Origin of the sequence: Streptomyces sp. Edi2 (assembly GCF_040253635.1) — a bacterium.
Lineage (GTDB): Bacteria > Actinomycetota > Actinomycetes > Streptomycetales > Streptomycetaceae > Streptomyces.
In genome coordinates this window covers 374,598-399,801 of the sequence record NZ_JBEJGX010000003.1, presented here as the reverse complement: position 1 = coordinate 399,801, position 25,204 = coordinate 374,598, and the positions used below count along the sequence as shown (strand labels likewise).

Below are 25,204 nucleotides of genomic sequence, written 5' to 3'. Positions count from 1 at the left end.
GGGGCACGACGTGCCCGCCGAACCTCGCCTGGCCAACTGTGGGTGGCGACGGTCTGTGGCGCACTCTTCGCCGGGCTCGTGATCACCGTGATCGCCGCGGACGGGAAGACGCCGCTGCCCGGCGATCGGGCGCTGCATGGCTGGGCGTTGGCGCACCGGCCGGACGCAGTCGCAGCGGCAGCCCGGGCGTTGACCGACTCCGGCACCGGCGTCTGGCCCTACCTCCTTGCCGCGCTCGCGGGAATCCTCGCCGGGCGCAGCACACGAGAACGGATGGTCGGCGCGGTCGCCGCCCTCGCTGCACTCCTGCTCGGCCAGGGGCTGCGACAGGCGTTGATGCTGGCCATCACCCGGCCGCGACCACCGCACGCCGACTGGGCGACGCACGCGTCGGGCTTCTCGATGCCATCCGGGCACAGCACCACCTCCGCACTTGTCGCCGGGCTCGTGTGCTGGGCCGCCGCGCACAGCGCACGGCGCGCCCTGCGCTGGTGCGTCTGGGGACTGGCCGTGATGTGGGCGGCCGGCGTCGGCCTCACACGGATCTACCTGGGCGTTCACTGGCCGAGCGATGTCATCGCCGGCTGGCTGCTGGCTGCCGCCTACCTGGCTGCACTGGTCGCCGTCACCGGTGGCCGGTTGCCCGTTCGTGTTGCCCGGCGAACCCGTGGCGACGTGCCATGATCACGGGCCTGATCGCGCTCGGACGTCATCGCTCCTGGCGGCTCTTGCGTCATCGGTGTGGGTGGCCGGTGGCCATGAGAGGTCCGAGCTGACCGGCGTACCTCTTGCGCGCCACCTGCAGGCCTGTGGCGCCACCCACCTGCTGCTGGTGACGATGGTCCTGCAGTTCTTCGACTGCGCCCAGAACATCGGCGTCGGCCTCCTGCGCGGCCAGCATCAGCTCGGTGCGTTGCGCCCGCTTGACGCGTGGTTGGCGGAACATCGGAACGGCGTTGGCGATGGCCTCCACCCCGGTCAGCGCCGAGCATCCCGCGGAGAACGCCTTGAGCACCAGGAGCACGCCCAGTGCCTCGACGGCGGGGAAGGACTGGGACGTTCCGACCGTGGCTGCGGGATGGGCCCGAAACAGCCCCACGACGATGACACCGATCACGCTGACGATGAACAGCACCGCGGGCAGCATCAGCACCCGCGCGCTGTCCGCGATGCCGCGCAGATTGACGACGGTGAGGGCGAACAGCGCGATCAGGCATACGGCCAGAAGATGATCGGAAAGGACGGGAAACGCCGATGCGAGGTTCGCGGCGCCGGCGGCGAGACTGACGGCGACGGTGAGGACGTAGTCGACGATGAGGCCGGCCGCGGCCATCAGACTGACCGGTCTGCCCAAATCCTTCTTCGCCACTGCGTAGGCTCCACCGCCGTCCGGGTGCACGGCGATCACCTGGCGGTAGGAGACGACCAGGACGGCCAGCAACCCGGCGATGACCAGGGTGATCGGCAGCATCGCCGTGAGCGCGCCCGAACCGGCGGCCACCAGCACGAGGACGATGGCCTCCGGGCCGTACGCGACCGAGCTGAGGGCGTCCAGTGATAGGGCGGCCAGCCCCTGGATCACGGTCAGGTGGGACTTTCCGCCCTCGCCGTGACGCCGTGGGACCTTGGGGTGAGATTTCTTGGGCGCAAGCCCGAGCGTCACGTGAAACTCACTCGTTCATTTGGCGGGTGCACCAACCCATGCCGGGCCGGGGTACAACGGCAATGCTCATGATGTCTCCATTTCGGTGAGAGGGAACCGCCTGATCCAGCTTCGGAGAGTCTCCGGGGACCTGCACGCCCACCGCGCTGGACGGGTGCGACGTGGCGGACGCACCAGGCACCGGTTCGGACCTGGCGGACATCCACGGCACGGTGCTGCGGCAACGGCCCTCTCCCTACGCCGGCGCCTACTTCCTGCTACGCATCGACGACCTGGCGGACGGCCGCCGCATGCTGCGGCGCCTGGCACCCCAGGTGGCCACAGCGGCCAACTGGTGGGACCCCGGAGCGGGCCTGGCTGAACGTGGCCCTGAGCTATTCCGGGCTGCGTGCCCTGGGCGTTCGCGAGTCATCACTGGAGAGCTTTCCGGCGGAGTTCCGCGTAGGGATGGCGCTCAAGGGGTTCGGCCGGGTGGCGTTGCTCATGGGGAGCCACGTCCTGCGGGCCGACAGTCGTTTCGTCCCCGAGGCGGAGCGGTTCGCCGAGGCCCAGGAGGCGGACACCACGCAGGCGGCCGTCGACGTGCGCGAGCACAGGACTCCGGACTGGGGGCGCGAGGAGGAGGCGCTCCACGCGTGGGGGACGCCGTCGCCGGGGGCCGGGGCCCGGTGGTGCGGCGCGGGGCGGAACTGCAGAAGCAAGCCTTGGAGGACCTCGCGACGGCCGTGAGCCGCACACGCCTGGAACGGGACCTCTCGCGAGGAGCAGCGGGTGCGGGCGGCCATGGAGGCGGAAGGTGACGGATCAGGACCCGCGAACCGGGGTGGATGACGGCGCCGGCGACGGGGAGCGCCCCGCCTCCTGGAGCGGGAAGTAGTCTCCCGGCCGCGTCGAGCGCCGCCACACGTACGCCGCTGTCGCCATCACGAGGATCAGCCCCGCCAGGATGAGCAGTTCGATCCCCTCGAAGTTCCACCGGAAGGTCTTCTCCGCCTCGGCCGTCACGATGAGCACCTTGCGGATGCCGGCAATCAGGCCGACGACGAGGAACGGCTCCGCGTCGAGGGTCTGGTTCCTGATGGTGAGGCGGACGGTGTGGAGCAGCTCGGCCACGATGAACAGCACAAGGCCGTTGTCCAGGGCGGAGAGAACGACCGTATCCTCGCGGTACGGCCCCTGGATCGACCTGATGACGTCGTGGACGACCCCGACGGTCAGGAGCCCCGCGAGCAGTACGAGGAGCGTTGCGACGACGAGGTGGATGCCGTCCTCGATGAGTTGCAGGAGGCCCTGTACCCGGCCGCCCTCGATCTTCGGGAGAATGGGTCGCACAGTCAGCATGCTAGGGGTGCCCCGGCCCGCAGGCGCGGCGTGGTGCCAAACGGGTGCCGCCGCATCGCCAGGGGCATCCGGCGGCGGGCGGACAACGTGACGGCGCCCCTGGTGGCGGACGAGCAGGCCGACGTGTCTGACGTGGCCGAAATCGTCGGCACCCGTCTGGAGGACGGGTCTGGGACATCGGCGTCTTCTCACCGACCTGCCGAGCCGGATGGAGCGCAACCCGGTCAGCACCGAGGTCGAACCTGAGCACAGAGTCGCACTGATCTCACTGCCCGCCCTCGGCTCCCGGTGTCTACGGCGCTGTGGACGAGCCTGTCCTGCGCCCTGGCGGGCGTCTTCGTCACCGCGGCCGTCGGGATCATCAACGGCGCGAGCCGGCAGGTCGTCACCGCTCCAGGAAGATGACTCCGGCGATGACGCCATGGGCGAGGTCAGCGAGCAGCTGGCGGAACTCGGGACGCAGGACCATCCAGTCGATGGTAGAGGTTGAGGGTGACCTGGCCCCCACGGGTGTGCGCGGGGACGTCGAAGTCCTCCCAGACAGTCACGGCTGTCGTCATGGTGTCGGCTCCTGGTGCTCGTCGGCTCCGATACCGGGTACTTTCCGCCGAACTCAGGGGTTCGGTGGTGCCGTGGATCCGCTGTAGGGGCCGCGGCCGCCTCCTGGATACTGATCACCATGCGTACCGACTTTGATCCCGCTGCCATGTCCCGCAACGAGTTCTACAAGCTCCTGACCGCGGTGGTTGTGCCGCGACCGATCGCCTGGGTGTCGACCACTTCGGCGGACGGGACGCACAACCTCGCACCTGCGAAGTTCTGAGGAAAGCGGTATCGGGGGTTGGGACGTTAACGCAGGTCAGCTTGCCTCGGTAATGCTCGACGATTGGTTCCTCGAAGTGGCCACCGTGGGCCGGGACAGGGGGCGTCGTTGTCCGGCAGGTGGGGACGGCTTAACGGCGCCGGGCGCCCTAGTGCACCAGGAAATCCAGCTGGGTGTCTATCAGGACCTGTGCGAGGACAACTGCGAGCCGTGCTTCGACGGAGGCGCCAGCTACCCGTCGTCACCATTCTGGGCCCTTGCCCAGCGCGATCACACGTGGCGGACCTTATGCCAGTCGGCGCTGTGCCACATCCGAAGTGGCCTGCGGCCGCAGGCCGACGGCTGGGAGACTGATGTGGCTGGCGGGCGGCTTCTCGCCCGCCGGGCCGCGCTTTAGACTGCGACCGCTCCGAAATCTGGCGATCTTTTGGAGAGTGTGCAGGATGAGGCGAACTCTCATGACCGCATTGGCTGCGGCGGCGCTGGTCGTGTCCTGGGGCAGTGTTGCCTCTGCTTCCGGCGCCCCGCCGCGCACCACGCACGGTCCTTGCCGGTATACCCAGACCCCGGACGAGCCGGCGGCGCGGCGGGTTCCCCTGCCGCCCGATCCGCGGCACACCCCCCGTCACGGCACGGTCGGTATGGCTGTCCGGACCAGCCAGGGCCCGCTCCCGCTGCGTCTGGACCGGGCGAAGGCGCCGTGCACGGTCCAGAGCTTCGTATACCTGGCGCGGCACCGGTTCTACGACCGTACGGTGTGCCATCGGCTGACGGCGTATCCGACGCTGAAGGTCCTGCAGTGTGGCGACCCGACCAGTACTGGCGAGGGCGGGCCGGGGTACAAGTACAAGGACGAGCTGCCGGTGGACCTGCCGCCGGCACCGAGCGACCCGACCGGCGTCCGTCGCCTTTACGGGCGCGGCTTGCTGGCGATGGCCAACGCCGGGCCGAACACGAACGGTTCGCAATTCTTCGTCGTCTACGGCGACTCCGCGCTGCGACCGAACTACACGGTGTTCGGCACGGTCGGTGCCGCCGGCCTGAAGACTCTCGACAAGATCGCTGCTGGCGGTATCGAAGCAACTGCGCAGGACCCGGCGCCGGTCGACGGCACGCCCGTGCTGCGGACCGAACTGCTCAGCGTCCGGCCGTCCTGCCTGCCCTGACGAACGGTGGCGCGTTCAGCGCGGTTCAGCTACGGGATAAAGGGGCTGAGGGACCCGGACGTCGCGCCCGGTGCACAGGGAATGCCCCCGGTCCGTATGGGCCTGTGGTTCACGCGGTGCGTCGGGCCAACCTTGCTGTCGGTCCGGGGCTCTCCGTGCAAGGGCCTGCTGGGACCACACCACGGGGAGCGATACCCCGCCATGATGACGGGCGTCCGGTGCGCTCTCTCAGACGCTCAACTGACCTGCGAATACTCAATTTGCATCGCGGGGATGATACTCCGCCGGGCGATGGCCGAAGGTGGCCCCCCGTGAGGTCAAGGCCGCTGAGCGGCATGTTTGCATGTGTTGGTGATCGTTAACGCACAGGAAATGTCCGAGCCGCGGACGTACGTGGACCGCATTCTGGAGCACTGGAACAAGGACGAGGACGCCGAGGCGCTCGTCCAGGGGAGGCAGCGGCTGACCAGAGGGGAAGCCCGGCGGCAGCTGTTCAGGCTGGGGCATGCGCTGCGGGGGCAGGGGCTCGCGCCCGGCGACGGGGTGGGGCTTTTTCTGGCCAACCGTGTCGACTCGGTCCTCGTTCAGCTCGCCGTCCATCTCATCGGCTGCCGCGTCGTCTTCTTGCCGCCCGAGCCGGGGCCCGGCGAGCTCGCCGCGCTCGTCGAGCAGTCCCGAGCGCGCGCCGTGGTCACCGACCCGCTCTTCGCGGAACGGGCCGCCGATGCGGCCGGCCGCAGCGTCCACGCCCCCGCACTGCTCAGCCTCGGTCCTTGTGAGCAGCGGTGCGCGGACCTGCTGGCCCTGGCGGCCGACTGCCCGGACGCGCGCCCCGACGGTGTGCCCGCCCCGGGAGCGGACGAGGCCGTCACCGTCCTCTACACCGGCGGAACCCTGGGCCGCCCCAAGCTTGCCGCGCACACCCACCGGCTCTACGACATGCTGGTCGACCTGGTGACGGACGCCGCGGAGGACTCCGGCCCCGCGTTCTTCCCGACCATGGACCCGAGCACGGACAGGGTGCTCGCCGCCACGCTGCTCACGCACGGCAGCGGTCATCTCACCTCGATCCAGGCCCTGGTGACGGGGTCCGCCCTGGTCGTGCTGCCCGAGTTCGAAGCGGGCGCGGCGCTGACGGTGCTGCGCGAGGAGCGGATCACCGCCACCATGTTCGTGCCGCCCATGATGTACGCGGTGCTCGACCATCCGGAGTGCAAGCCGGGCGTCCTGCCCGCGCTGCGGCAGATCGCCGTGGGCGGCGCGGCCACGTCGCCCAGTCGACTGCAGCAGGCGGTCGAGGTCTTCGGGCCGGTGCTCGGCCAGGGCTACGGGCAGTCGGAGGCGCTCGGCATCGCCGCGTTCGGCGCGGAGGAGCTCGCTTCGGAGTGTGCCCTGCGCCCCGAGCTCTGGCGCAGCTGCGGTCGCGCGATATCCGACACCGAGATCGAGATCCGTGCCGAGGACAGCACTGCGGCGTTGCCCGTCCGGCAGGTCGGCGAGGTGTGTGTCCGGGGCAACGCGGTGATGCTCGGCTACTACGAGGACCCGGAGCGCACCGCGGCGGCGCTGCAGGACGGCTGGCTGCGCACCGGCGACCTGGGCTACCTCGACGCCGAGGGCTACCTCTATCTCGTCGACCGGGCCAAGGACATCATCGTCACCGGCAGCACCAGCGACAACGTCTACTCCAGAGTCCTGGAGGACTTCCTGCTCACGCTGCCCGGTGTGCGCAATGCGGCGGCGCTGGGTGTGCCGGACGAGGAGTGCGGGGAGGCCGTACAGATCTTCCTTGCCACGGCCGAGGGTGTCGAGATCGACCCGGAGGCGGTCGGCGCGGCGGTGACCGCCGAGCTGGGAGAGCTGTACATGCCCCGGAAGACGGTGCTGCTTGACCAGCTGCCGACGACCAAGGTCGGCAAGGTGGACAAGAAGGCGCTGCGCGCCGCGTGGACGAGTGGCGCCTTGGCCACGCCATAGGCTCTGTTGTTATGGAGGCACCCGGCCGGTTCGGGGTCAAGTGCGCTGTGAACACAGGGTGGTAACTCCCGCGTCCTCGGACAGGTTCGTCCAGCGCATCCAGCGATCGTCGATGCCGTGCTTCCAGTCAGCTTCCACGAGTGGCCTGGTTGCGGCGGTGACGGACTTCTCGTCCAAGGCACTGCCGGCGGCTATGTCCCGTCCATCACCGGCGAGGTGGTCCAGCAGCTCCTGCAGCACGGGGCAGGTGTTGCACCAGTCACGGTGAGATGCCACATGTGCTCCGAGACGGGCGTCTCGTACGCGGCGACGATCCAGGCGCTCTCGTGGGCGGGGACGCCGTGGATACGCTCGATGCGCAGGGTCTGGGATTCGTGGATGGCGTGGGAGTCCCGTCGGGCCAGGTGCGTTCCCTGTCACGTTCTGCGTGTTGAGCTGCGGACATGAACAGGTGAGGGGCGGGTGAGCTGCCGGAGGCCGCTCACCCGCCCCTCGTTCCACCGCGCTTCAGTGCGACTCGGGGTCGCCCAGCACCTCGCCGGGCGCGACCCGGCCGTTCGGTGGCGCCGCTGACGGGCTACGAGGACATTCCACGGCGGGCTTTACAGTCACCTTGGTTGGACCTCAGGAGAAGGATCAGCGCAAGGCTGTTCCTCACGACCGGCCGGGGTCGCCCCCGATGCCGCAGGCCAGCGACGAGCTCAGCGGAAGTCGTCGGAGTGGTCGACGGCCCACTGGGCGTAGGTGTGCGCCGGCGTGCCGGTGATCTTTTCGGTGATGGCGGAGGTCGGGACCGGGACACCGTTGGCGGCGGCCCACTGACTCACGATTGCCTCGGCCATGACCGGATGCATTGTTCTGCCCACTTCCGCGCGAGCCTGCTCGTCGGAGACGTGTTCGATCCGGATGCGGCGGCCGAGGGCCTCGCCGATGTGCTCGATCTGCTGTTGCAGGGTCAGGGACTCGGCTCCGTAGAGGGTGTACGCCTGGTGCGAGTGGCCCGGTTCGGTCAGGGTGGTCACCGCAAGCGCCGCGATGTCTTTCTCGTGCACCGGCGCCGACTGTGCGAGTGGATAGGGAAGGCGCACGACGTTGCCGGTGCGGATCGATTCGGCCCACCAGGTGCGGGTGTTGGTCGCGAATGTCCCCGGCCTGAGGAACGTCCAGTCCATGCCGGACCGTTGGATGGCCTGCTCGATGGTGCGGTTCAGGCGAGGGACCGGGTGGTCGGCGTCGGGGATCAGGACCGACACCGACGAGAGCAGAACCACCTGCCGGATCCCCGCGGCCGTGGCCGCCGCAGCGACCTTGTCGATGTCGTAGGGCCTCTGGGGGTTGAGCATTCCGTAGAGGAACACCTTGTCGGCACCGTCGAGTGCTGCGGGCAGCGTCTCGGGGCGCTCCAGGTCGGCGGTGACTGCTTCCCACTTGGGCGTCGAGCCCGCGGCTGGGGTTCTGCTGACTGCTCTGACCTGCTCACCGGCGGCCAGCAGGCCCGAGGGGATCGCCGAGGCCCCCGGCCGCGCCACCCCGCTCGAGGCGGTCGCCGCCGGTCTTGAGCGCGCGTCGAGCGCGATGGGCCCCATGAACCGCGAGCTCGCCCCGCGCGTGAAGGCGGCCATCGCGGCCTGCGCCGAGCTGCAGGAGCGTGACGCCCTCAAGACCGTCAGCCTCGCCGCCGCGATGACGGCCGCCCTGGGCGCCCGCGGCCTGCCCGACCCCACCGCGGCCCTCGCGAGCGAGCTGGGCGTCCTCGCCTTCAAGCGCGGGTTCGCCCACTGGTCCGAGGGCGACCGCGACGGCAAGGACGAACTCGCCGGCTACGTCCTGGCGGCCCTTGACGAGCTGCGCGCAGCGAGCGCATCGCTCAGTACCGCGATCTGTTCTGACCGTCCTTGACGGGCCGAGGTGTGCGCGCCACCGGACGTGGCGCGCACGCCTCGGCCCTCACTCAGGAGGTTCCTCGTCCGTCTGTGTCACACGTGCGCTGCGCGTCCCGGACGCCGGTCAGCGAGCCGCCCGCCGTGTCGTCCCCGGTCAGCGCCTGGCTCAGGGCGCTGCGCCGCCGGATGCCCAACTTGCGGTAGCTGTGCGTCAGATGGGTCTCCACGGTGCGGCGGGCGAGATGCAGCAGCTCCGCGATCTCCGCGTTGGTACGGCCCCCCGCGGCCAGTTCGGCGATGCGGCGTTCGCTGTCGGTGAGCGAGGCGGCACCGGTTCGCGTCGCCGGACGGCGCGCGCCGCTCGCCCGCAGCGCCTCCTCCGCCAGGTCCCGCAGCCGTATCGCGCCCAGCCGTTCGGCGATCCCGGCCGCCTCCCGCAGGATGTCGCGGGCGCGGGACGACTCGCCCGACGCGGTCAGCTGACGGCCCAGGGCCAGCAGCGCCGCCACGAGCTCCGGGCCTGCCGGGCCGCCCCGCAGCAGCCCCACCGCCTTCTGCGCCAGGTCCAGGCCCTGGCGCCCGCCGATCGCGGTGCCGAGGACACGCAGAGCCCGGCCCACCGTGCGGGGGGTGTCCCACACCCGGGCCAGGCGCAGTTCCTCCTCGACCAGGGCGACCGCCTCCCGTGGGGCGCCCAGCGCCAGATGGCACTCGGCGGCGGCCGTGCGCCACGGGGTGACGACCGGACTGAACACCTCCCGGGCCGACTGGCGGCGCCCGCACTCCAGGAAGTTGTGCAGTGCTCCCGCCGGGTCACCGTTCGCGGCACGCAGCTCCCCGCGCGCGTACAGGAACCGGATCAGCTCCCATGACTGCGGCGCCGTCCGCAAGTCGAAGGCGTCGGCGAGGCGTTCGGCTTCGGCGACGCGGCCCGTCTGGACGAGCGCCGACAGCGCGTGGGCGTGGGCGTTGGTCGGGCTGGCGGCGACGGGCGGCGGATCGGCCAGCAGCCGCGCGTAGTCGGCCCGTGCCGCGACGATGTCCATACGGGTGTTGACCAGCGCTTCCTGCATGGGGTGCAGGACGTCGGGGCGCTGCCCGGCCAGACCGCGCTCCACCAGCCCCTCGGCCTCGTCGAGTTCGTCGGCCCACTGGGCGACCGCGGCGGCCACCCCCAGCAGATACGGCTCGGACAGCAGGTCGGCGGGTTCCGCCAGCAGGGCGCGCAGGCGCAGCATTGCCTCCTTCGCCGAGCTCAGCCCCGCGGTGACCGCGTACTTCACCAGGAACGCGTGACCTGCCGTGCTGACCGACTCCGGCGCGCGGTCGGCCGCCACGGCCAGCCGCTTGTACGCCTCCTGCCGCACCACCTGGTCGGTCTCCGACAGTTGCAAAAACGCCTGCCGCAGGACGCTCACCAGGTCGGGACGGTCGGCGAGCGCGTCGTACAGCGAGCGCACCACCTCGACCCCCGCGCGGGTCCTGCCGCGGCCGGTCAGCGCCGTCCCCAGGGCGACCGCGGCGCGCACCCGTTCCTGCGGCGGCCCCGGCAGCCGCATCGCCTCGGTGAGCGTCAGGATCGCGGCCGAGGAGCCGGGCACCGCGTACTCCAGCGAGCCCAGTTCGGTCAGCCGGCGTTGTCTGCCCTCGTCGGAGAGGGGTTCGGCCAGAGCGCGGCGCAGGAAGGTCACCGCGTCCTCGATGTGCCCCTCACGCAACGCCAGCGAAGCGGCGTCCTGAAGCACCGGCGGTGCCCAGGGCACGTCCACCACGTCGGTGAGCAGCAGTTGACGGGCGACGAGTTCGCTGGAGGCACCGAGGTGCAGCATCGCCTCGGCGGTCGTCCGGTGCGCGGCGCGCCGCCGGTCCGCGGGTACGCCGGTGAGCACCGCGTCCCGCAGCAGCGGGTGGGCGTAGCGGGCGCGGCCCACGCGGTCGGGGCGCAGCAGTCCGAGGCCGGTCATCGCGGTGATCCAGCCCGCGACCCTGGCCGGGTCGGCGCCGGAGAGTTCGGCGAGGAGGGAGGGGATGTGGAGGGCGGGGAACCCCGTGCCGGCGGAGGGTTCGTGGTCCCAGCCCTCGTCCAGGATCGCCAGGGTCCGCGCCACCTCCGCGGTGGCCGGCCCGGCGCAGTCCAGCCACCACTGCACGGCCGCCGGGAACGCTCCCGGGTACAGCGCCGCGGAGGTGCGCGGCACGACCGGGTGGCTGCCGTCGGAGAGGTCGTCCAGCAGGGCGCGCAGCAGCAGGGGGTTGCCCGCGCCGGCCCGTACGCAGTCCTCGATCCAGGCGTCGTGAGCGTCCGGGAAGACCGAACGGGCCGCCGTCGCGGCCGCGTCGGCGGACAGCGGGGGCAGGGTGTGGGTGGTGACCAGGGCGGGGGAGAGGCTGTGGGCGAGGCCCTGTGCGGGCGGGTCGACGTCGTACTGGCTGCGCTCGGTGACCGCGAGGACGATCGGCAGCCGGTCCATGAGCCGGGCGGACTCCGCCAGCCAGCGGCGGGACGCCGCGTCGGCCAGGTGCACATCGTCCACGGTGATCAGCAGCGGCGGCTGCTCGGCGTACGACCGCAGCACCCGCCACAGTCCGGCGGTGGTCGCCTGCTCGTCGCCGCCCGATACCAGATCGGCGAACAGGGGTACCGGGCCCTGGAGTTGCAGGAGTGCGGCGAAGGGGACCGCGGAGTCGCCGGCGGAGCAGCGGGCGCGCAGCACCCGCATGCCGTGGGCGGCGGCCTCCTCGGCGGCGGCCTCCAGGACCGTGGTGCGGCCCGTGCCGGTGGCACCGCGCAGCAGGACCAGACGACCGGTGCCCGCACGAGCGCGCTCGGCCGCGGTGGCCAGCAGTCGTGCCGCATCCCGCGGTGCACCTGCCGGTCCGGACATCCCTGCCTCCTTGTGTGGACGTGAGCGTCCTCACTCACGAGGACGGAGCGCGCCGGAAATGGGTGCGTGATCCGGACCGTGAGAAGAACCACCATGATCGCTCACCTGTGCGGCGGAACCGGGAGGTCGCTTCCGCCCTCACGTGCCCGGTGTCGTGGTTGTGGCCGGCCGATCTCGTGGTCCGTGTCGTGGTGCTCCACGATTGCGCTGGTCACGAGCGTCACATGAGGGTGAACAGCCTCCGCCCCTCTGGCACCACAGACGTGGCGGGGTCGCAGAAAGGAGGCAGGGTGCTCAACTCGTCCCGGATGACACACGTCGGTACAGCAGCAGGCACCGCCACGCCGCCGGTCCGGTTTTCCATGGCGGTGCGCGCCCGGTTGATGAAACAGCGTCAGTCCGTTTGCTCGTTACGTCCCTCGTGCCGTGTGACAGCGGACAAGAAGCGACCCGAGGACGAACGCAGTCTCGTTTCCGTGGCGTTGGCCCGTCCGGGCGCCGGAGCGCTTCTTACCGTCACCGAACTGCGTTGCCGCGGCGGTGTCCTGGGTCGCCCGCCCCTGGCCGGATGTCAAGAGGGCCGAAGGTCCCCGCACTCACCGGTCACGGCGCCCTGCGGCGCCTTCCGGCCCGTCACCGGGCGGTGGACCACCGCCCGTCCCCAAGTGCCGTGCCCGCCGCGCCGCCTGGTGCCGCACCCGCCCGAGACGGGGCCCGGCGCCGGGCACTTGGCGGAGATCGTCATGTTTGTGTCCTTGCTGCCAAATGGTGCGGCGGGCCATGATGGCCGGGTGACACGACGGCGCGTCGTCTTCCTCGTCTATCCGCGGTTCCAGGTACTGGACCTGGCGGGACCGCATGAGGTGTTCGCGCAGACCGAACGCTGGGTGCCCGAGGGTGAGGGCTACGCCGTCGAGATCGTCGCGGGCGGGGCCGGAGCGGTGCGGGCCTGTCACGGGGTCGACATCACGGCCGGCAGCGGCGTCCAGCAGCGCCAGGGCCCACTGGACACGCTGGTGGTCGTCGGCGGACCGGGTGATCGGGAGGCGGTGGACGACGAAGTGCTGGTCAGCTGGCTCACGGAGGCGGCCGGCCGGGCCCGGCGGGTCGCCTCCGTGTGTACGGGCGCGTTCCTGCTCGCACGGGCCGGACTGCTCGACGGACGGCGCGCGGTGACGCACTGGGCGGCCTGTGAGCGGCTGGCCCGGGAGCACCCGGACGTCACGGTCACCCCGGACCAGATCTTCGTGCACGACGGGTCGGTGTGGACCTCCGCCGGCATCACGGCGGGGATGGACCTTGCGCTCGCCATGGTCGAGGAGGACCACGGGCCCGAGGTCTCCCGGGCCGTCGCGCGGATGCTGGTGATGTTCGTCCAACGCCCGGGCGGGCAAGCGCAGTTCAGCACCCAGCTCGCCGCGCCGCGGCCCACACGTCAACCGCTGCGGGACGTGCAGGCCTGGGTCACCGACCACCTCGCCGAGGACCTGACCGTCCGGGTGCTGGCCGAACGGGCCGGTATGAGCGAGCGCAACTTCACCCGGGTCTTCCGCGCCGAGACCGGACTCACCCCCGCCGCCTACGTGGAGACCGTCCGGGTCGAGGCCGCCAGGGCCCTGCTGGAGACGACGGACACCACCATCGACGCGATCGCCCGGTCCTGCGGCTTCGGCTACGCCGAGACCCTGCACCGCTGCTTCAAGCGCACCCTGGGCGTCACACCGGGCCAGTACCGTCACCACTTCTCCAGGGCAGGGTGAAGGGGCGCCCGGACCCCTCCACCGCGGCGAGAAGTCCGCGCACCACCCGCACGTCCCGTCGGGCGCCCCGCGCACCGCGAGACGCGGAGCACCGTCGGCCCTCCGCCGCCCCGGACGCCGACCTGACCGTGTGACGGCGTCGCGCCGGCCGCACCCGGCACGCACAGTGCAGGGAGCGCGCGTGCCGGGTCGGCGCACCCGCACACCACGGCCTCGCTCTCCTCCAGGCGCGCCGCACCCTTCCTTCCATCTCCCCTTCCGCTACACCGCTGATCGGAGCAGTCTCGATGAACGACACCACCTCGGTGGGGTTCTCCCCGCCCCTGAAGACAGCGGCGGGTGGGCAGCCGTGGGAAGGCGCGCCGACGTCGGCCGCGCCCGCGCCGGGCCCGGCCCCGGCCGCCCTGGTACGACTCCGCCTGTCGCGTGGGCGGGTGGAGGTCACCGCGCTGCGGTCGGCGGCGGCCGGGCTTCTGAAGGTGCTCGGCTACGCGGCCGACGGTTACGACTTATGAGGCAGGTCGGTATGCGTTCCACCCACCTTGGCAAGCCGGACCACATCGCCTGGCTAACAGCACAGAAGCAGGTCATGCATGGCAGTCTCATCAGATTACGACGGCAATGGCGCAGCAGCGGCTCCCATCCGTGTTCTCGGGCCCCTTGAAGTGAGCGGTGAGCGGGGGCCGGTATCCGTGGCGCCCGGGCGTCAGGAGATCGTCCTCGGGGCGCTGGTGCTCGAACTGAACCGGGTGGTGGAGACGACCCGTCTGGTGGACGCCCTCTGGGCTCACGACCCGCCGAAGACCGCACGCGCCCAGGTGCAGATCTGCATCTCCCGCCTCCGCAAGGCACTTTCGGACGGGGGAGTGGACGCCACCATCGAGACCCGCGCGCGCGGGTACATCCTGAGGGCGCCGGAGGACGCGACCGACATCGGCACCTTCCGTCGCCTGGTGGCAGAGGCGCACGCCCTGGCCGGTGACGGCCGAAAGATGCCGGCGGTGGAGAGGCTGCGCTCGGCGACGGGCCTGTGGCGGGGCCGGTGCCTGGCCGGGCTGCCCAGCGAGGCCCTGGCCGGTACGGCGGCGCAGTGGGACGAGCGCCGCCTGGAGGCGGTGGAGACCTGCATGCGGCTGCTGCTGGAGCTGGGCCGGCACGAGCACCTGGTCGGTGAGCTGATGCAGCTGGTCGGCTGCCAACCGCTGCGGGAGCGGCTGCGGGGCCACCTCATGGTGGCGCTGTACCGTTCGGGCCGGCAGGCGGAGGCGCTGGACGCCTACCATCAGGGCCGCGCGATGCTCGCCGAGGAACTGGGCCTGGAACCAGGAAGGGAACTGCGCGATCTGGCGCAGGCGATCCTGACCGACGACCCCGACCTGGCACTGGCCGAACCTGCCGAATCGCGGGCTGTCGCACAGGCGCCGTGCTCCGAGGCCGCGCAGGAGCGCGGTGCCGACCGCGACCTGGTCGTCACCCCCAGGCAGCTCCCCGCCGACATCGGCGACCTCGTGGCCGACGAGACACTCGTCTCGGCGGTCGGCGACGCCGTCACCGAGGGGCAGGACAAGGGGCAGCTGAACGTGGTCCTGGTGCTCGGCGGACCCGGTGTCGGCAAGAGCACGCTGGCCAGGCATGTGGCGCACCGGCTCGCCACCGAGCACTTCCCGGACGGACAGCTCTACTGCGACCTGCGGGAGGCGAGCGGACAACTGGTGGGGCCCGCACAGGTGTTGGGGCGGTTCCTGCGCGCGCTGGGTGTCCCGGGCCAGGCCATACCCGAGGCGCTCGACGAGCGCGCGGAGATGTACCGCAGTCTGCTCGCCGGCCGCCGCATCCTGGTGCTGCTGGACGACGCGGTCAGCGAGTCCCAGGTGATGCCGCTGCTGCCCGGAACCGGCGCCAGCGGCGTGCTGGTCACCAGCCGTGGCCAGCTCACGGCGCTCCCGGGCACCCGCAGGTTCGACGTGGAGCCGCTCAGCCAGGTGCAGGCCGTCCAGCTCCTGGGGCGGATCATCGGAGAGCAGCGTGTGGAGAGCGAGCTGGAGGCGGCGGGGGACCTCATCCGCCTGGTGGGCGGGCTGCCCCTCGCGCTGCGCATCATCGGCGCGCGCCTGGTCGCGCGCCCGCACTGGTCGCTGACCTCCATGTGGCACCGGCTGGAGAACGAGCAGCGCAGGCTGGACGAGCTGGCACACGGCGAGCTGTCGATCCGGGCGAGCCTCTCGCTCAGCTACGACGGCCTGGCGGCGGCCGACCGTCGGCTGTTGTGCCTGCTCAGTCTCGCCGAGGGGACGGAGATTCCGAGCTGGCTGGGTGCCGCCCTGCTCGACGACTCCACGCCGCACCCCACCGACCTGCTGGAACCACTGATCGACATGCGGCTCCTCGACATCACCGCGATGGACCGGGATGGGGAGTTCCGGTGCGGAATGTGGCACATCGTGCGGATGTTCGCGCGCGAGCGGCTGTCCGAGGAGAGCACCGAGGCGGAACGCGCCGGAGCGGTGCGGCGCATGGTCGGTGGCTGGATGGCCCTCGTGGAACGGGCGCACAAGGAGATCTACGGCGGTACGTACACCCTCGTGGCCGGCCGGGGCGAGCGGTGGTATCCGCCGGAGAACCACGTCCGGAGCTGCCTCCGCGACCCCCTCGGGTGGCTGGAGAGCGAGCAGGCCAACCTGCTGAACGCGGTCGAGATGGCGGCCCGGTCCGGGCTGGACGAGTTGTGCTGGGAGCTGGCCACGGCCCTGGTGACGCTCTTCGAGGCCCGCGGCTACCCGGAGCTCTGGGAGCGCACCCACCGGGTGGCGCTGGCCGCAGTGCAGCAGACCGGCAACGAACGGGGCCAGGCGGCGGTGCTCGGCTCGCTGGGGACCCTGCACCTGTACCGCGGCGAGCACGAGGCGGCGGGCCCGTACCTCAGCGCCGCTCTGGAGATCTTCGAACGCATCGGCGAGGTGCGCGGCCAGGCGCTGTGCCTGCGCGACCTGGCCCGCATCGAGCGCCACCACGGTGACGACGACCGGGCACTGGCCCTCTACGAGAGCGCCGAGCGCCACTTCGTGCGGGTGCAGGACGTGATCGGCCGGGCGTACGTGCTCGGCGAGATGGCCCATATCACCATGCGGCGGGCGGACTTCACGCGAACCCGCTCCTCTCTCGACGAGGCCCTCGGCATCTGCCGGTCGGCCGGCTTCGACCGGGGGCAGGCCCTCGCACTGCGGCGGCTGGGCCAGATGCTGATGTACCAGGAGCGGTACGAGGCGGCGGAACGGACTCTCCTCGAAGTCCTCGCCATGGTGGGGGCGAGCGGCGACCTCGTCGGAGAGGGATATGTGCTGCACGACCTCGGCCGGGTCAACGCCCATCTGCGTCGCGGGGACCAGGCCGTCCGGTACTACTCGCGATCGGCCAGGATCCGGGAGCGGATCCTCGATCACAGCGGGGCCGCCGCCGTACGGTCCGACATCGTTGCCATCCTGGGCAGGCCGATGACGTCGGTCGGCTGAGGCCGAGAGGAGTGCCGGTCCGTCACGTCCACGGCGTGTTGCCGATGGGCGTGTCGCCGGCCGGCATGGCCACCTGACCCTGCGCCACGCCGTGCCCACGTCCTGGTGCGCCCGGCACCCGTACGACAGCGGCCTCCGTGGCAGCCGGCAACTTCGTCATGGCCATCTCCGTTCTCCTCGCCGCGCGACCCGTTTCGCGATCCGTCCGGGCGTTGCTGTCACCAGCGTGGACCCGCCGCCCATCGCAGTCGCATGCTCGCGCCATCACCGCCTTATCCCGGCCCGGCCCCGCCGTGGATGCGCCGTGATGCCGGGCCGATAGGGCGGCGCCGGAGAGTGGGTCCTGCCGACCTCGGCGCCCCTTCAGGGGACGGCCCTCAAGGAGTAGACCAATGACCGTAGTGACCCGGGACGCGGTGAAGTCCGCCGCGTCCGGCGTCCCGGAAACCGAAGCGCAGCGCAGCGCAGCGTCCCCCGCGACAGTGGCGGCGGACCTGGTCAGGGAGTTCCCACGGGAAAGCGGGCAACCGGTGCGTGCGCACCGGGGCCGTACCTCGACCGTGGCTCAGCGGAAGGTGCACGGCCGATGACGATGGACGCGGAGTTCTACTCCCGGGTGGCCGAGCGGTTCGGCGGCTACTTCAGCGACGCGCGGAGCACCGACGTGTTCCCCGACGGCCGCCCGGACACCGCCTTCGACGAACTGGCGACCGCACTGGGAACGCCGCACGCCCGGCTGCTGGATGTTGGCTGCGCCGACGGACGCAGTCTGCTGCGCGTCTCTCCCGCGTACGGAGCCGTGACCGGGATGGACCTGTCGCCGTCGATGCTGGAATGCGCCGAACGGTACCGGGCGGAGGCGGGCCTGTCGCACGTCACCTTCGCGCTGTGCGACGCCGCCCACACGGGACTGCCCGACGGATACGCCGATGTCGTCACCTCCCGCCGCGGTCCGCTGATCGTCCGTGAGATCGAGCGGGTGCTGCGGCCCGGCGGGGTCGTGATGTACATGGGGATCGGGGAGCAGGACGCCCGCGAGCTGAAGGAGACGTTCGGCCGCGGCCAGGACTTCGACAGCTGGAACGGCAGGCCCCTGTCGGAGCGGATCGCCCAAGAACTGTCCGACGCGGGATTCGTCGTGACACGCAACCAGGCTTTTCGGTTCGAGGAGTTCTACCACTCGCCGGCGGACCTGGACACCTTTCTGCATCAAGTGCCGATCGTCGACAACTACGACTCGGCGGCGGACAAGGAAGCGTTCGATCGCTATGTCGCCGCGGTGTCCGTCGAGCAGGGTGTCCGGCTCAGCCGGCACTGGTTCATCGTCCAGGCGCAGAAGCCGGCGGCCGTCGAGCCGTCCCCCTCCTAGGAAACGGGCCGCCATGGAACAGGATCTCGTAGTCAACGAAGTCTTCGGCCCCACCGTCCAGGGCGAGGGCCGGTCCCTGGGACGCAGGTGCGCTTTCCTGCGGCTCGGCGGGTGCAATCTGTCGTGCTCGTGGTGCGATACGCCCTACACATGGGACTGGACCGGCGCCGCCGAGGGCGGGGTCGCCCACGATCCGCGCAAGGAACTGCACCGCCGCCCGGTCGACGATGTCGTCGCGGAGTTGCTCGCATTCGACACCGACCTGATAGTGATCTCCGGCGGTGAGCCCCTGGGGCAGCAGGAGCGCCTGATTCCGTTGGTGGCAGCACTGACCGGACGCGGCAAAGAGATCGAGATCGAGACCAACGGGACGCACGCCGCGCACCCCGAACTCATCGCCGCCGGCGTCCGGTTCAACGTCTCGCCGAAGCTGTCGCACTCGGGAGACACCCTGCAGCGCAGGATCGTCCCTGCCGCACTCACCAGTCTTTCGGCAGTGCCGGAAAGCACGTTCAAGTTCGTCTGCCAGAACACCCACGATCTCGACGAAGTGGCCCAACTGGTTGCCACTTTCGACCTGCCCTCGGTATGGATCATGCCGATCGGGCGTACCGCCGACGATGTCACAAAGCACATGGGCGAGTTGGCCGACGCGGTGGTAAAGCGCGGCTGGAACCTGACGACCAGGCTGCACACCTTGTTGTGGGACGAAAAACGCGGCGTGTGAGCAACGGCACGCGCAAAGGAGAGGGAACTCGGATCGATGGCTTTTCGAATCACGAAGAAATTTGAATTCTCGGCCAGTCATCAGCTCGCCGGCCTTGCTCCTGAACACCAGTGTGCCCGAATGCACGGGCACAACTATGTGATCGAGTTGGAGCTCGGAGCCGACGATACGGATCTGTTGCCCGTGGGCTTCGTTCGAGACTACGGAGAACTGTCCGCATTCAAGGTCTGGCTCGACAAGCATCTTGATCATCGGCATCTGAACGATGTGATGGACGAAAATCCGACGGCTGAGAATATGGCAGCCTGGGTCTACAAGACATGGTCGATGGACTTTCCCGAGTTGACCTGCGTGCGTATCTCAGAAACTCCCAAGACGTGGGCCGAGTACCGGCCGTCAGGTCAGTAACTCCGAAGCCCAGAAGAAAGGTGACCGCATGGCGGTGACAAAATTGGACCTCGATGGTGACCCGTCAGCGTCGAGGACGACCGAGGACCCACTGGTCGAGATCGCCCGCCAACTGTTGGTGGAGATCGGCGAGGACCCGAACCGCGACGGACTGCGCGACACACCTGACAGGTTCGCCCGCTGGTGGCGAGAGTTCATCAACTACGACCCGGGTTCGCTGGGCACTCTTTTCGAGTCCATCGGCACGAGCCAGCTCGTAGTCGTCTCAGACATTCAGGTCTGGTCGCTGTGCGAGCACCACCTCCTGCCGTTCAACTGCTCCGTGACGATCGCTTACCGCCCGACCGGGCAACTGCTCGGCCTGTCGAAGTTTGCCAGGGTCGCCCATCAGCACGCGCACAAGCTGCAGGTCCAGGAGCGCCTCGTGGACCAGATCGCGCTCGAGATCAGCACCCTGAGCGGCACCCCGGACGTCGCGGTCATAGCGAAGGGCGAGCACCTTTGCATGTCGATGCGCGGCATCAAGGCTGCCGCGCAGATGACATCGACCGCATATCGCGGGGAGTTCAGCACGGACTCCGGGCTCCGGAGCGAGCTGTTCGACTTGCTCCGGGCGTGACGAGCCGTCCGACTCCGAGTCGGAGAGCAGCGAACAGAAGCCGTTCTCTTCGACACACATGCGAATCCGGGCCGGTCGGCATGAAAGGACAACGATGAACGTAAATGATTCTTCGGCGCCTGCGGAAGCGGCTCGGCTGCTCCCCGTGCTGGACGCCGACCGGCTGCTGGCCGACCTCATGACTGCGCGCGACCACCTGTGGGATGAGCAGAGCTCGTACGAGAACGGGCGAGTGTCCAGGTGGGCCGAACAGGACTGGCGTTGCCTCCCGGTGCGCAGCCCCGACGGTGACAAGACACGTACCGACCCAGGGGGCCCTGGCAGTGCGGAGTTCGCAGACACCGAGTGGCTGGACCACATGCCGTACGTGCGGGAGACCCTGAGCTCGATTCCAGGACCCCTCTACGCAGCCCGATTCCTGGACCTCGGACCCGGCGTCGTCGGATACCGCCATTCCGATGGCAAGTTCTCCCCGGACTGGGGTATGGCCCGACTGCACATCCCGGTCATCACCCACGAGGAAGCCTCGCTGGATCTTGACGGGAAAATTTATCGCTGGCAGCCCGGTGAGTTCTGGTTCGGCGACTTCAGCCGCAAGCACCAGATCCAGAACCTCGGTCCCGAGCATCGGGTGCATCTCGTTGTGGACGTGCTCGTCACACCGGAGCTCGCACGGCTGTTCCCGGCTGACTGGGCCGACTACTTCAACGGCCCCGACGTGCTCTACAACCGTCCGGTCGTGGCCACGACCGACCGAGAGCGGGAAGCTGCGCGGTGTTCGTTCGACGCGCCGGCGCACCTGCTGGAGATAGAGGAGTTCGGGTCGCTCACCGGCCCGCAGCCGCAGGCCACCTTCAGCATGGTTGACACCGGCACGGACCTTGCCATTCGATCTCCCCAGGACCACCTCTTCCCGCTGGTGGCCCTCGGCGGCCACGAGTACCGCTTGGTCGGGTGGAGCGAGGAGCGAACCGTCACCACGAGGCTGGACGGTCCGCGGCCCGAAGTCGAACTGACCTACCGCAAGGGCCACCGAGCGACCCGGCTGCTCGTCCCGGCCACGCCGGCGCCGTGACGGACGCCCGCACGTCCGCCGCTGCTGCGGTGCACAGCGCTCCGCTGTCCTGATCCTTACGTACTGATCCTCCATCCCTTTCCGTCTGCCGGAAGGCGACGCATGCCGAAAACTGTCGCAATCGTGTCCGGCGGCCTGGACTCGGTCACCATGGCCTACCACCTCCAGGCGCAAGGCCACACACTCCACCTGCTGTCCGTGAACTACGGCCAGCGTCATCTCGTCGAGCACGAGTTCGCCGCAAAGGCGGCTCGATCGCTCGGGGTGCCGCACCACGTCGTCGATCTCAGCCCCGTCGGCAAGCTCCTGAGCGGCTCCTCACTCACCGACCCGACCGTCGACGTACCGGACCACCAGAGCGGTTCGTCCGGCGGGAGCCCGAACGTCGTACCCAACCGCAATGCCCTTCTGCTGTCCGTCGCCTTCGCGGTCGCCGTCGCCGAGAAGGCGGAAGCGGTGGCCGTCGGGGTGGTAGACGACCTGCAGGCCGCGCCCGACAGCAATGCCGCGTTCATCGATTCCTTCCTCGCCATGGAGCGGATCGCGACCCGCGGATACGCGCACCCCGACCTGACCCTGACCGCGCCGCTGGTCAGGCTGCGCAAGAGCGACGTGGTGTCGCTCGGTGAGGAACTCGGCGTCCCCTGGACCGAGACCTGGAGCTGCTTTCGCGGCGACGCGCTGCAATGCGGACGGTGCGCCGCCTGCAGGGAGCGCCAGGAAGCGTTCCGGGACGCCGGCGTGGCCGACCCGACGACCTACCAGACCAGCGATTCGAAGGAGCTGCCGTGACCGACACCTTTCCCGTGCTCGACCTCCGTGACGCCGCCGGTTCGGAAGAAGCCCGGGCAGAGTTCCTGCGCCGGCTGCGCAAGGCCGTGCACGAGATCGGCTTCTTCCAGCTCGTCGGCCACGGCATCGAGGACGCCGACGACATGCTCGAGCTCACCCGCCGGTTCTTCGCCCTGCCCGAGGCCGACCGGCTCGCGCTGAACATCCTCGACTCGCCGCTGTTCCGCGGCTACTCCGAACTCGGCCGCGAACACACCAAGGGCATTCCCGACCAGCGCCGGCAGCTGGACATCGGGCCGGAGCAGCCCGCGAGGCCGCCCGAGCCCGGCGATCCCGCCTACCGGTGCCTGATCGGCCCGAACGAGTGGCCGAAGGCGATGCCCGAGCTGCGTCCGGCCATCGAGTCATGGATCGCCCGGCTGAGCGATCTGTCACATCAACTGCTACGGCTGATGCTGGAGTCGCTGGACGCCCCCGCCGGGTTCCTGGACGGCGTGGTCGATCCGGATCCGCAGATCCACCTCAAGCTCCTGCACTACCCCGGTCGCACGCAGACGAGCGAGGACGACGGCTCTGGCCAGGGGACCGGCATCCACAACGACCTCGGGCTGCTCACCCTGCTCGTCCAGGACGACAACGGCGGCCTCCAGGTCGCGATCGAGGACGGCCAGTTCGTCGACGTGCCGGTGATCCCGGGGGCGTTCGTGGTCAACCTGGGAGAGCTGCTGGAGGTGGCGACGAGGGGCTATGTGCGTGCCACCCTCCACCGGGTGGTCCGGCCCGCCCCGGGCGTCAACCGCTACTCCATTCCCTTCTTCTACAACCCGCGGCTGGACGCCACGATGCAGCCGCTGCCCAGCCCCTATGTCGAGGGCGCCGGCGGAGTCATCGACGTCGTCGGCAACCCGTTGTTCGCCCTCTACGGCGACAACGTCATGAAGGGGCTGATCCGTTCCTTCCCCGACATCGTTGCCCGACACCACCCGAACCTGGCCGCGGGAGCCGGCTCCAGGAGTTCCTGACACCGGGCGGCCGAGCACATCCTCACCGCCCGGCCCGAGTGGCCTGGCGGTGGCGTCGCCGGCCGGTGTGACGGGGACCGAACGAACATGAGACAGGGCGAATTTCATGAGAATCAACCTTCTCGGGCCGCTCCAGGCCTACGGGGACGATCACCGCGTCGACATGGCGCCGGCCGCCCAGAAAGTACGTCAGACACTGGCGATGCTCGTGCTGAACGCGGGCCGGGTGGTGCCCTTCGAGCAACTCATGGACGAGCTGTGGAACGACAACCCGCCGGCCAGCGCGCACACCGCGCTGCAGACGTATGTGTACCAGCTCAGGAAGCGGTTCTCCCTCGGCAATCCGAGGAGCGGCGGCTCGGTACGGGCGGCCGGGCCGCTGCTGGGCACGGTAGACGGCGGCTACCAGCTGTCGCTGCCCGCCGACCACGTGGACGCCTTCCGGTGCGAGCCGTTGCTCGCCCGTGCCCGAGCGGAGTTCCGTGACGAGGACTTCGCGCGGGCCCGCGACACGGCCGCCGCGGCGCTGCAGCTGTGGCGGGACGACGCCCTGGTGGACGTACGCAAGGGGCCCACGCTGAAGGCCGAGGCGGTCCGCCTGAAGGAGTTGCGTACCAGCGCACACCACCTGCGGATCGAATCCGACCTGCACCTCGGCCGGCACCACGAGATGCTCGGCGAACTCACCTCGATGGCAGGGCGGGAACCGACGGACGAGCGGGCCCAGGGCAATCTGATGACAGCTCTCTACCGCATGGACCGGCGGGCGGAAGCGCTCCAGGTCTACCGTCGGGCACGCGAGCGGATCGCCACCGAGCTGGGTCTCGACCCTTCGCCCCAACTCCAGTCCCTGCACACGGCCGTGCTCACGTCGGACGAGGCGCTGCTGCGTCCCGCCGGGCGGCTTACGGCCGTGACCGCCGCCACCCGGGCGCCCTGCCATCTGCCCGCCCCGCGCGAGCCTCTGACCGGACGCGCCGGCCAGCTGGCGCGCCTCACCGCGGTGCTGGCCGGCCGGGCTCGGGAGGACCGGCCGCTCGTGATCGTGGGGGGTGCCCCCGGCACGGGGAAGAGCGAGCTGTGCCTGCACGCCGCGCATCAGGTGAGCGGTCACTACCCGGACGGACGGCTCTACGCGCGTCTCCGTGACGGTGCCGGCCGGCGGGTGCCGCCCGCCGACATCCTCCGCTCGTTCCTGCGTGGACTCGGCGCGACGGAGGAGCAGTTGCGGCTGGGCACGACCGACCTGAGCCTGCTGTTCCGTACCTGGACCGCCGACCTGCGCGTCCTGGTGGTGCTCGACGACGTGTGCGGCGTACGGGACTTGACGCCGCTGCTGCCGTCCGGCGCCGGCTGCGGCGTGGTGATCGGCAGCCGTCGGCGGCTGTTCGTTTCCTCGTCGGCGGTCCACGTCGAACTGGCCGGACTGCCCTTCGACGACTGTCTGCACCTGCTGGCATCCTCCGTGCCGAGCCACCGGGTCACCATGGACCCGGAGGGGCTGCGACGGCTGGCCCGGTTGTGCCGGGGGCTGCCGGGCGTGCTCTTCGCGGTCGCTTCGCAGTTGCGCCGCCGCCCGCACTGGACGGCCCGGCAGGCCACTGCCTGGGTCCTCGCGTCCGGGGGCGCCGACAGCGATCCGCTGGGCGTGCGGGCCGGATTCGACCGGACGCTCGCGACGCTGCCCGCCGAGTTGCGGCCCCTGGCGTACGCGCTGTTGTCTCCCGGCGTCCCCGACCGGCTCACGCCGGCGCTTGTCGCGGCGGCCCTGGGGATCAGCGACCAGCGGGCCGAGGACCTGCTGGAGGAGCTGGCGGAGAGCTACCTGCTGCGCGCGCAGCACCCGTGCGTGAACGGCCGGTTCTCCTACGAATGGGAGCCTGGGGTACGCCCGTTCGCGGCGCGGGCGAGCAGCGCGCCGGTCATGTGCTCCGCCTGACGGTCACGGCTCCCTTACCACCTTGCGTCGTATCGCGCGTCGCCGGCGCGTGGTGCGCGGCGGCCGCCTCAGCGCATCGAGGTCGAATGCCAAGCTCAGAGACGAAGCTTTCAGTAGTGGAGACACCGTAGCGTGAGAATCTTTGTCAGCAGCGTCCGCAAAGGCTGGGAAGAGGAGCGTGACTCTTTCCGCGGGCTGATCAGCGCGCTGGGCCACACCCCGGTGCAGTTCGGGGAATTCACACGG

At 70.3% G+C, this 25,204-nt stretch carries 23 protein-coding genes and 2 pseudogenes; 18 read left to right on the top strand and 7 right to left on the bottom strand.

Annotation, left to right across the window (positions count from 1 at the left end; translation table 11 throughout):
• Positions 1-78: 78 nt before the first annotated feature.
• Positions 79-684: a phosphatase PAP2 family protein gene (locus ABR737_RS05245; RefSeq protein WP_350249017.1), complete on the top strand. Its 606-nt coding sequence runs from the start codon at positions 79-81 to the stop codon at positions 682-684.
• Between the two features lie 244 nt (positions 685-928).
• Here ABR737_RS05245 and ABR737_RS05240 read toward each other — a convergent pair.
• Positions 929-1,501, bottom strand: a pseudogene (locus tag ABR737_RS05240) (amino acid permease); the annotation flags it as partial.
• A gap of 525 nt (positions 1,502-2,026) precedes the next feature.
• Here ABR737_RS05240 and ABR737_RS05235 point away from each other — a divergent pair.
• A complete protein-coding gene (locus tag ABR737_RS05235) occupies positions 2,027-2,392 on the top strand; it encodes a hypothetical protein (RefSeq protein WP_350249016.1) in 366 nt (121 codons plus the stop codon).
• 75 nt (positions 2,393-2,467) lie between these two features.
• Here ABR737_RS05235 and ABR737_RS05230 read toward each other — a convergent pair whose 3' ends face one another.
• Positions 2,468-3,004, bottom strand: coding sequence for a phosphate-starvation-inducible PsiE family protein (locus tag ABR737_RS05230; protein ID WP_350249015.1), 537 nt, complete (start codon positions 3,002-3,004; stop codon positions 2,468-2,470).
• Positions 3,005-3,683: 679 nt separating this feature from the next.
• Between ABR737_RS05230 and ABR737_RS05225 the strand changes: the two are divergent.
• From ABR737_RS05225 to ABR737_RS05215, 3 genes and pseudogenes are all read left to right on the top strand, one after another.
• Positions 3,684-3,824, top strand: a pseudogene (locus ABR737_RS05225) (flavin reductase family protein); the annotation flags it as partial.
• 461 nt (positions 3,825-4,285) lie between these two features.
• Complete coding sequence (locus tag ABR737_RS05220) at positions 4,286-4,993, top strand: peptidylprolyl isomerase (protein ID WP_350249014.1); 708 nt, start codon at positions 4,286-4,288, stop codon at positions 4,991-4,993.
• A 351-nt stretch (positions 4,994-5,344) separates the two neighbouring features.
• On the top strand, positions 5,345-6,970 hold the full coding sequence (locus ABR737_RS05215; protein ID WP_350249013.1) for a class I adenylate-forming enzyme family protein: 1,626 nt from the start codon (positions 5,345-5,347) through the stop codon (positions 6,968-6,970).
• A 36-nt stretch (positions 6,971-7,006) separates the two neighbouring features.
• Here ABR737_RS05215 and ABR737_RS05210 read toward each other — a convergent pair whose 3' ends face one another.
• From ABR737_RS05210 to ABR737_RS05205, 3 genes are all read right to left on the bottom strand, one after another.
• Complete coding sequence (locus ABR737_RS05210) at positions 7,007-7,246, bottom strand: hypothetical protein (RefSeq protein WP_350249012.1); 240 nt, start codon at positions 7,244-7,246, stop codon at positions 7,007-7,009.
• The gene (locus ABR737_RS43885) at positions 7,162-7,350 is read right to left on the bottom strand and encodes a DUF317 domain-containing protein (protein ID WP_502964472.1); all 189 of its coding nucleotides are present in this window, start codon (positions 7,348-7,350) and stop codon (positions 7,162-7,164) included. Before ABR737_RS43885 ends, ABR737_RS05210 begins: the two co-directional genes overlap by 85 nt.
• 321 nt (positions 7,351-7,671) lie before the next feature.
• Positions 7,672-8,556 (bottom strand): NAD(P)H-binding protein, encoded by an 885-nt coding sequence (locus ABR737_RS05205; protein ID WP_350249011.1) that lies wholly within the window; start codon positions 8,554-8,556, stop codon positions 7,672-7,674.
• Between ABR737_RS05205 and ABR737_RS05200 the strand changes: the two genes are divergently transcribed.
• Positions 8,555-8,869 (top strand): hypothetical protein, encoded by a 315-nt coding sequence (locus ABR737_RS05200; protein ID WP_502964282.1) that lies wholly within the window; start codon positions 8,555-8,557, stop codon positions 8,867-8,869. The two genes, ABR737_RS05205 and ABR737_RS05200, sit on opposite strands and share 2 nt — an antisense overlap.
• 52 nt (positions 8,870-8,921) lie before the next feature.
• Here ABR737_RS05200 and ABR737_RS05195 read toward each other — a convergent pair whose 3' ends face one another.
• Positions 8,922-11,738 carry an AAA family ATPase gene (locus ABR737_RS05195; RefSeq protein ID WP_350249010.1) on the bottom strand — a complete coding sequence of 939 codons (2,817 nt, stop codon included), beginning with the start codon at positions 11,736-11,738 and terminating at the stop codon, positions 8,922-8,924.
• Positions 11,739-12,529: 791 nt separating this feature from the next.
• Here ABR737_RS05195 and ABR737_RS05190 point away from each other — a divergent pair.
• The 3 genes from ABR737_RS05190 to ABR737_RS05180 all read left to right on the top strand — a co-directional run bounded on the left by ABR737_RS05190 (position 12,530) and on the right by ABR737_RS05180 (position 17,007).
• Positions 12,530-13,498, top strand: coding sequence for a GlxA family transcriptional regulator (locus ABR737_RS05190; RefSeq protein ID WP_350249009.1), 969 nt, complete (start codon positions 12,530-12,532; stop codon positions 13,496-13,498).
• A 287-nt stretch (positions 13,499-13,785) separates the two neighbouring features.
• Positions 13,786-14,013, top strand: a complete 228-nt coding sequence (locus ABR737_RS05185; protein ID WP_350249008.1) for a hypothetical protein — start codon at positions 13,786-13,788, stop codon at positions 14,011-14,013.
• Positions 14,014-14,091: 78 nt separating this feature from the next.
• On the top strand, positions 14,092-17,007 hold the full coding sequence (locus tag ABR737_RS05180; protein ID WP_350249007.1) for an AfsR/SARP family transcriptional regulator: 2,916 nt from the start codon (positions 14,092-14,094) through the stop codon (positions 17,005-17,007).
• 22 nt (positions 17,008-17,029) lie between these two features.
• Here ABR737_RS05180 and ABR737_RS05175 read toward each other — a convergent pair whose 3' ends face one another.
• Positions 17,030-17,167 carry a hypothetical protein gene (locus ABR737_RS05175; RefSeq protein WP_350249006.1) on the bottom strand — a complete coding sequence of 46 codons (138 nt, stop codon included), beginning with the start codon at positions 17,165-17,167 and terminating at the stop codon, positions 17,030-17,032.
• A 232-nt stretch (positions 17,168-17,399) separates the two neighbouring features.
• On the opposite strand from ABR737_RS05175, the gene ABR737_RS05170 reads away from it, so the two are divergent.
• The 9 genes from ABR737_RS05170 to ABR737_RS05130 all read left to right on the top strand — a co-directional run bounded on the left by ABR737_RS05170 (position 17,400) and on the right by ABR737_RS05130 (position 24,958).
• Entirely contained in the window at positions 17,400-17,597 is a 198-nt protein-coding gene (locus ABR737_RS05170; protein WP_350249005.1) for a hypothetical protein, read from the top strand.
• On the top strand, positions 17,594-18,376 hold the full coding sequence (locus ABR737_RS05165; protein WP_350249004.1) for a class I SAM-dependent methyltransferase: 783 nt from the start codon (positions 17,594-17,596) through the stop codon (positions 18,374-18,376). The genes ABR737_RS05170 and ABR737_RS05165 overlap by 4 nt, the downstream gene beginning before the upstream one ends.
• 13 nt (positions 18,377-18,389) lie before the next feature.
• Positions 18,390-19,103 (top strand): 7-carboxy-7-deazaguanine synthase QueE, encoded by a 714-nt coding sequence (locus ABR737_RS05160; protein ID WP_350249003.1) that lies wholly within the window; start codon positions 18,390-18,392, stop codon positions 19,101-19,103.
• Between the two features lie 36 nt (positions 19,104-19,139).
• Complete coding sequence (locus ABR737_RS05155; RefSeq protein WP_350249002.1) at positions 19,140-19,511, top strand: 6-pyruvoyl trahydropterin synthase family protein; 372 nt, start codon at positions 19,140-19,142, stop codon at positions 19,509-19,511.
• Between the two features lie 28 nt (positions 19,512-19,539).
• Positions 19,540-20,130 carry a GTP cyclohydrolase I gene (folE, locus tag ABR737_RS05150; RefSeq protein WP_350249001.1) on the top strand — a complete coding sequence of 197 codons (591 nt, stop codon included), beginning with the start codon at positions 19,540-19,542 and terminating at the stop codon, positions 20,128-20,130.
• Positions 20,131-20,224: 94 nt separating this feature from the next.
• A complete protein-coding gene (locus ABR737_RS05145; RefSeq protein ID WP_350249000.1) occupies positions 20,225-21,205 on the top strand; it encodes an aspartyl/asparaginyl beta-hydroxylase domain-containing protein in 981 nt (326 codons plus the stop codon).
• Between the two features lie 102 nt (positions 21,206-21,307).
• A complete protein-coding gene (gene queC, locus ABR737_RS05140) occupies positions 21,308-21,997 on the top strand; it encodes a 7-cyano-7-deazaguanine synthase QueC (RefSeq protein ID WP_350248999.1) in 690 nt (229 codons plus the stop codon).
• Positions 21,994-23,019: an isopenicillin N synthase family dioxygenase gene (locus ABR737_RS05135; RefSeq protein WP_350248998.1), complete on the top strand. Its 1,026-nt coding sequence runs from the start codon at positions 21,994-21,996 to the stop codon at positions 23,017-23,019. Before queC ends, ABR737_RS05135 begins: the two co-directional genes overlap by 4 nt.
• A gap of 106 nt (positions 23,020-23,125) precedes the next feature.
• Positions 23,126-24,958: an AfsR/SARP family transcriptional regulator gene (locus ABR737_RS05130; protein WP_350248997.1), complete on the top strand. Its 1,833-nt coding sequence runs from the start codon at positions 23,126-23,128 to the stop codon at positions 24,956-24,958.
• The last annotated feature ends 246 nt before the right edge of the window (positions 24,959-25,204 follow it).

Bases quoted from the DNA above. Each gene is read 5' to 3' on its own strand.
- ABR737_RS05230 (WP_350249015.1), bottom strand. From the start codon at position 3,004: ATGCTGACTGTGCGACCCATTCTCCCGAAGATCGAGGGCGGCCGGGTA.
- ABR737_RS05220 (WP_350249014.1), top strand. From the start codon at position 4,286: ATGACCGCATTGGCTGCGGCGGCGCTGGTCGTGTCCTGGGGCAGTGTT.
- ABR737_RS05200 (WP_502964282.1), top strand. From the start codon at position 8,555: ATGAACCGCGAGCTCGCCCCGCGCGTGAAGGCGGCCATCGCGGCCTGC.
- ABR737_RS05205 (WP_350249011.1), bottom strand. From the start codon at position 8,556: ATGGGGCCCATCGCGCTCGACGCGCGCTCAAGACCGGCGGCGACCGCC.
- ABR737_RS05195 (WP_350249010.1), bottom strand. From the start codon at position 11,738: ATGTCCGGACCGGCAGGTGCACCGCGGGATGCGGCACGACTGCTGGCC.
- ABR737_RS05185 (WP_350249008.1), top strand. From the start codon at position 13,786: ATGAACGACACCACCTCGGTGGGGTTCTCCCCGCCCCTGAAGACAGCG.
- ABR737_RS05180 (WP_350249007.1), top strand. From the start codon at position 14,092: ATGGCAGTCTCATCAGATTACGACGGCAATGGCGCAGCAGCGGCTCCC.
- ABR737_RS05175 (WP_350249006.1), bottom strand. From the start codon at position 17,167: ATGACGAAGTTGCCGGCTGCCACGGAGGCCGCTGTCGTACGGGTGCCG.
- ABR737_RS05170 (WP_350249005.1), top strand. From the start codon at position 17,400: ATGACCGTAGTGACCCGGGACGCGGTGAAGTCCGCCGCGTCCGGCGTC.
- ABR737_RS05165 (WP_350249004.1), top strand. From the start codon at position 17,594: ATGACGATGGACGCGGAGTTCTACTCCCGGGTGGCCGAGCGGTTCGGC.
- ABR737_RS05160 (WP_350249003.1), top strand. From the start codon at position 18,390: ATGGAACAGGATCTCGTAGTCAACGAAGTCTTCGGCCCCACCGTCCAG.
- ABR737_RS05155 (WP_350249002.1), top strand. From the start codon at position 19,140: ATGGCTTTTCGAATCACGAAGAAATTTGAATTCTCGGCCAGTCATCAG.
- folE (WP_350249001.1), top strand. From the start codon at position 19,540: ATGGCGGTGACAAAATTGGACCTCGATGGTGACCCGTCAGCGTCGAGG.
- ABR737_RS05145 (WP_350249000.1), top strand. From the start codon at position 20,225: ATGAACGTAAATGATTCTTCGGCGCCTGCGGAAGCGGCTCGGCTGCTC.
- queC (WP_350248999.1), top strand. From the start codon at position 21,308: ATGCCGAAAACTGTCGCAATCGTGTCCGGCGGCCTGGACTCGGTCACC.
- ABR737_RS05130 (WP_350248997.1), top strand. From the start codon at position 23,126: ATGAGAATCAACCTTCTCGGGCCGCTCCAGGCCTACGGGGACGATCAC.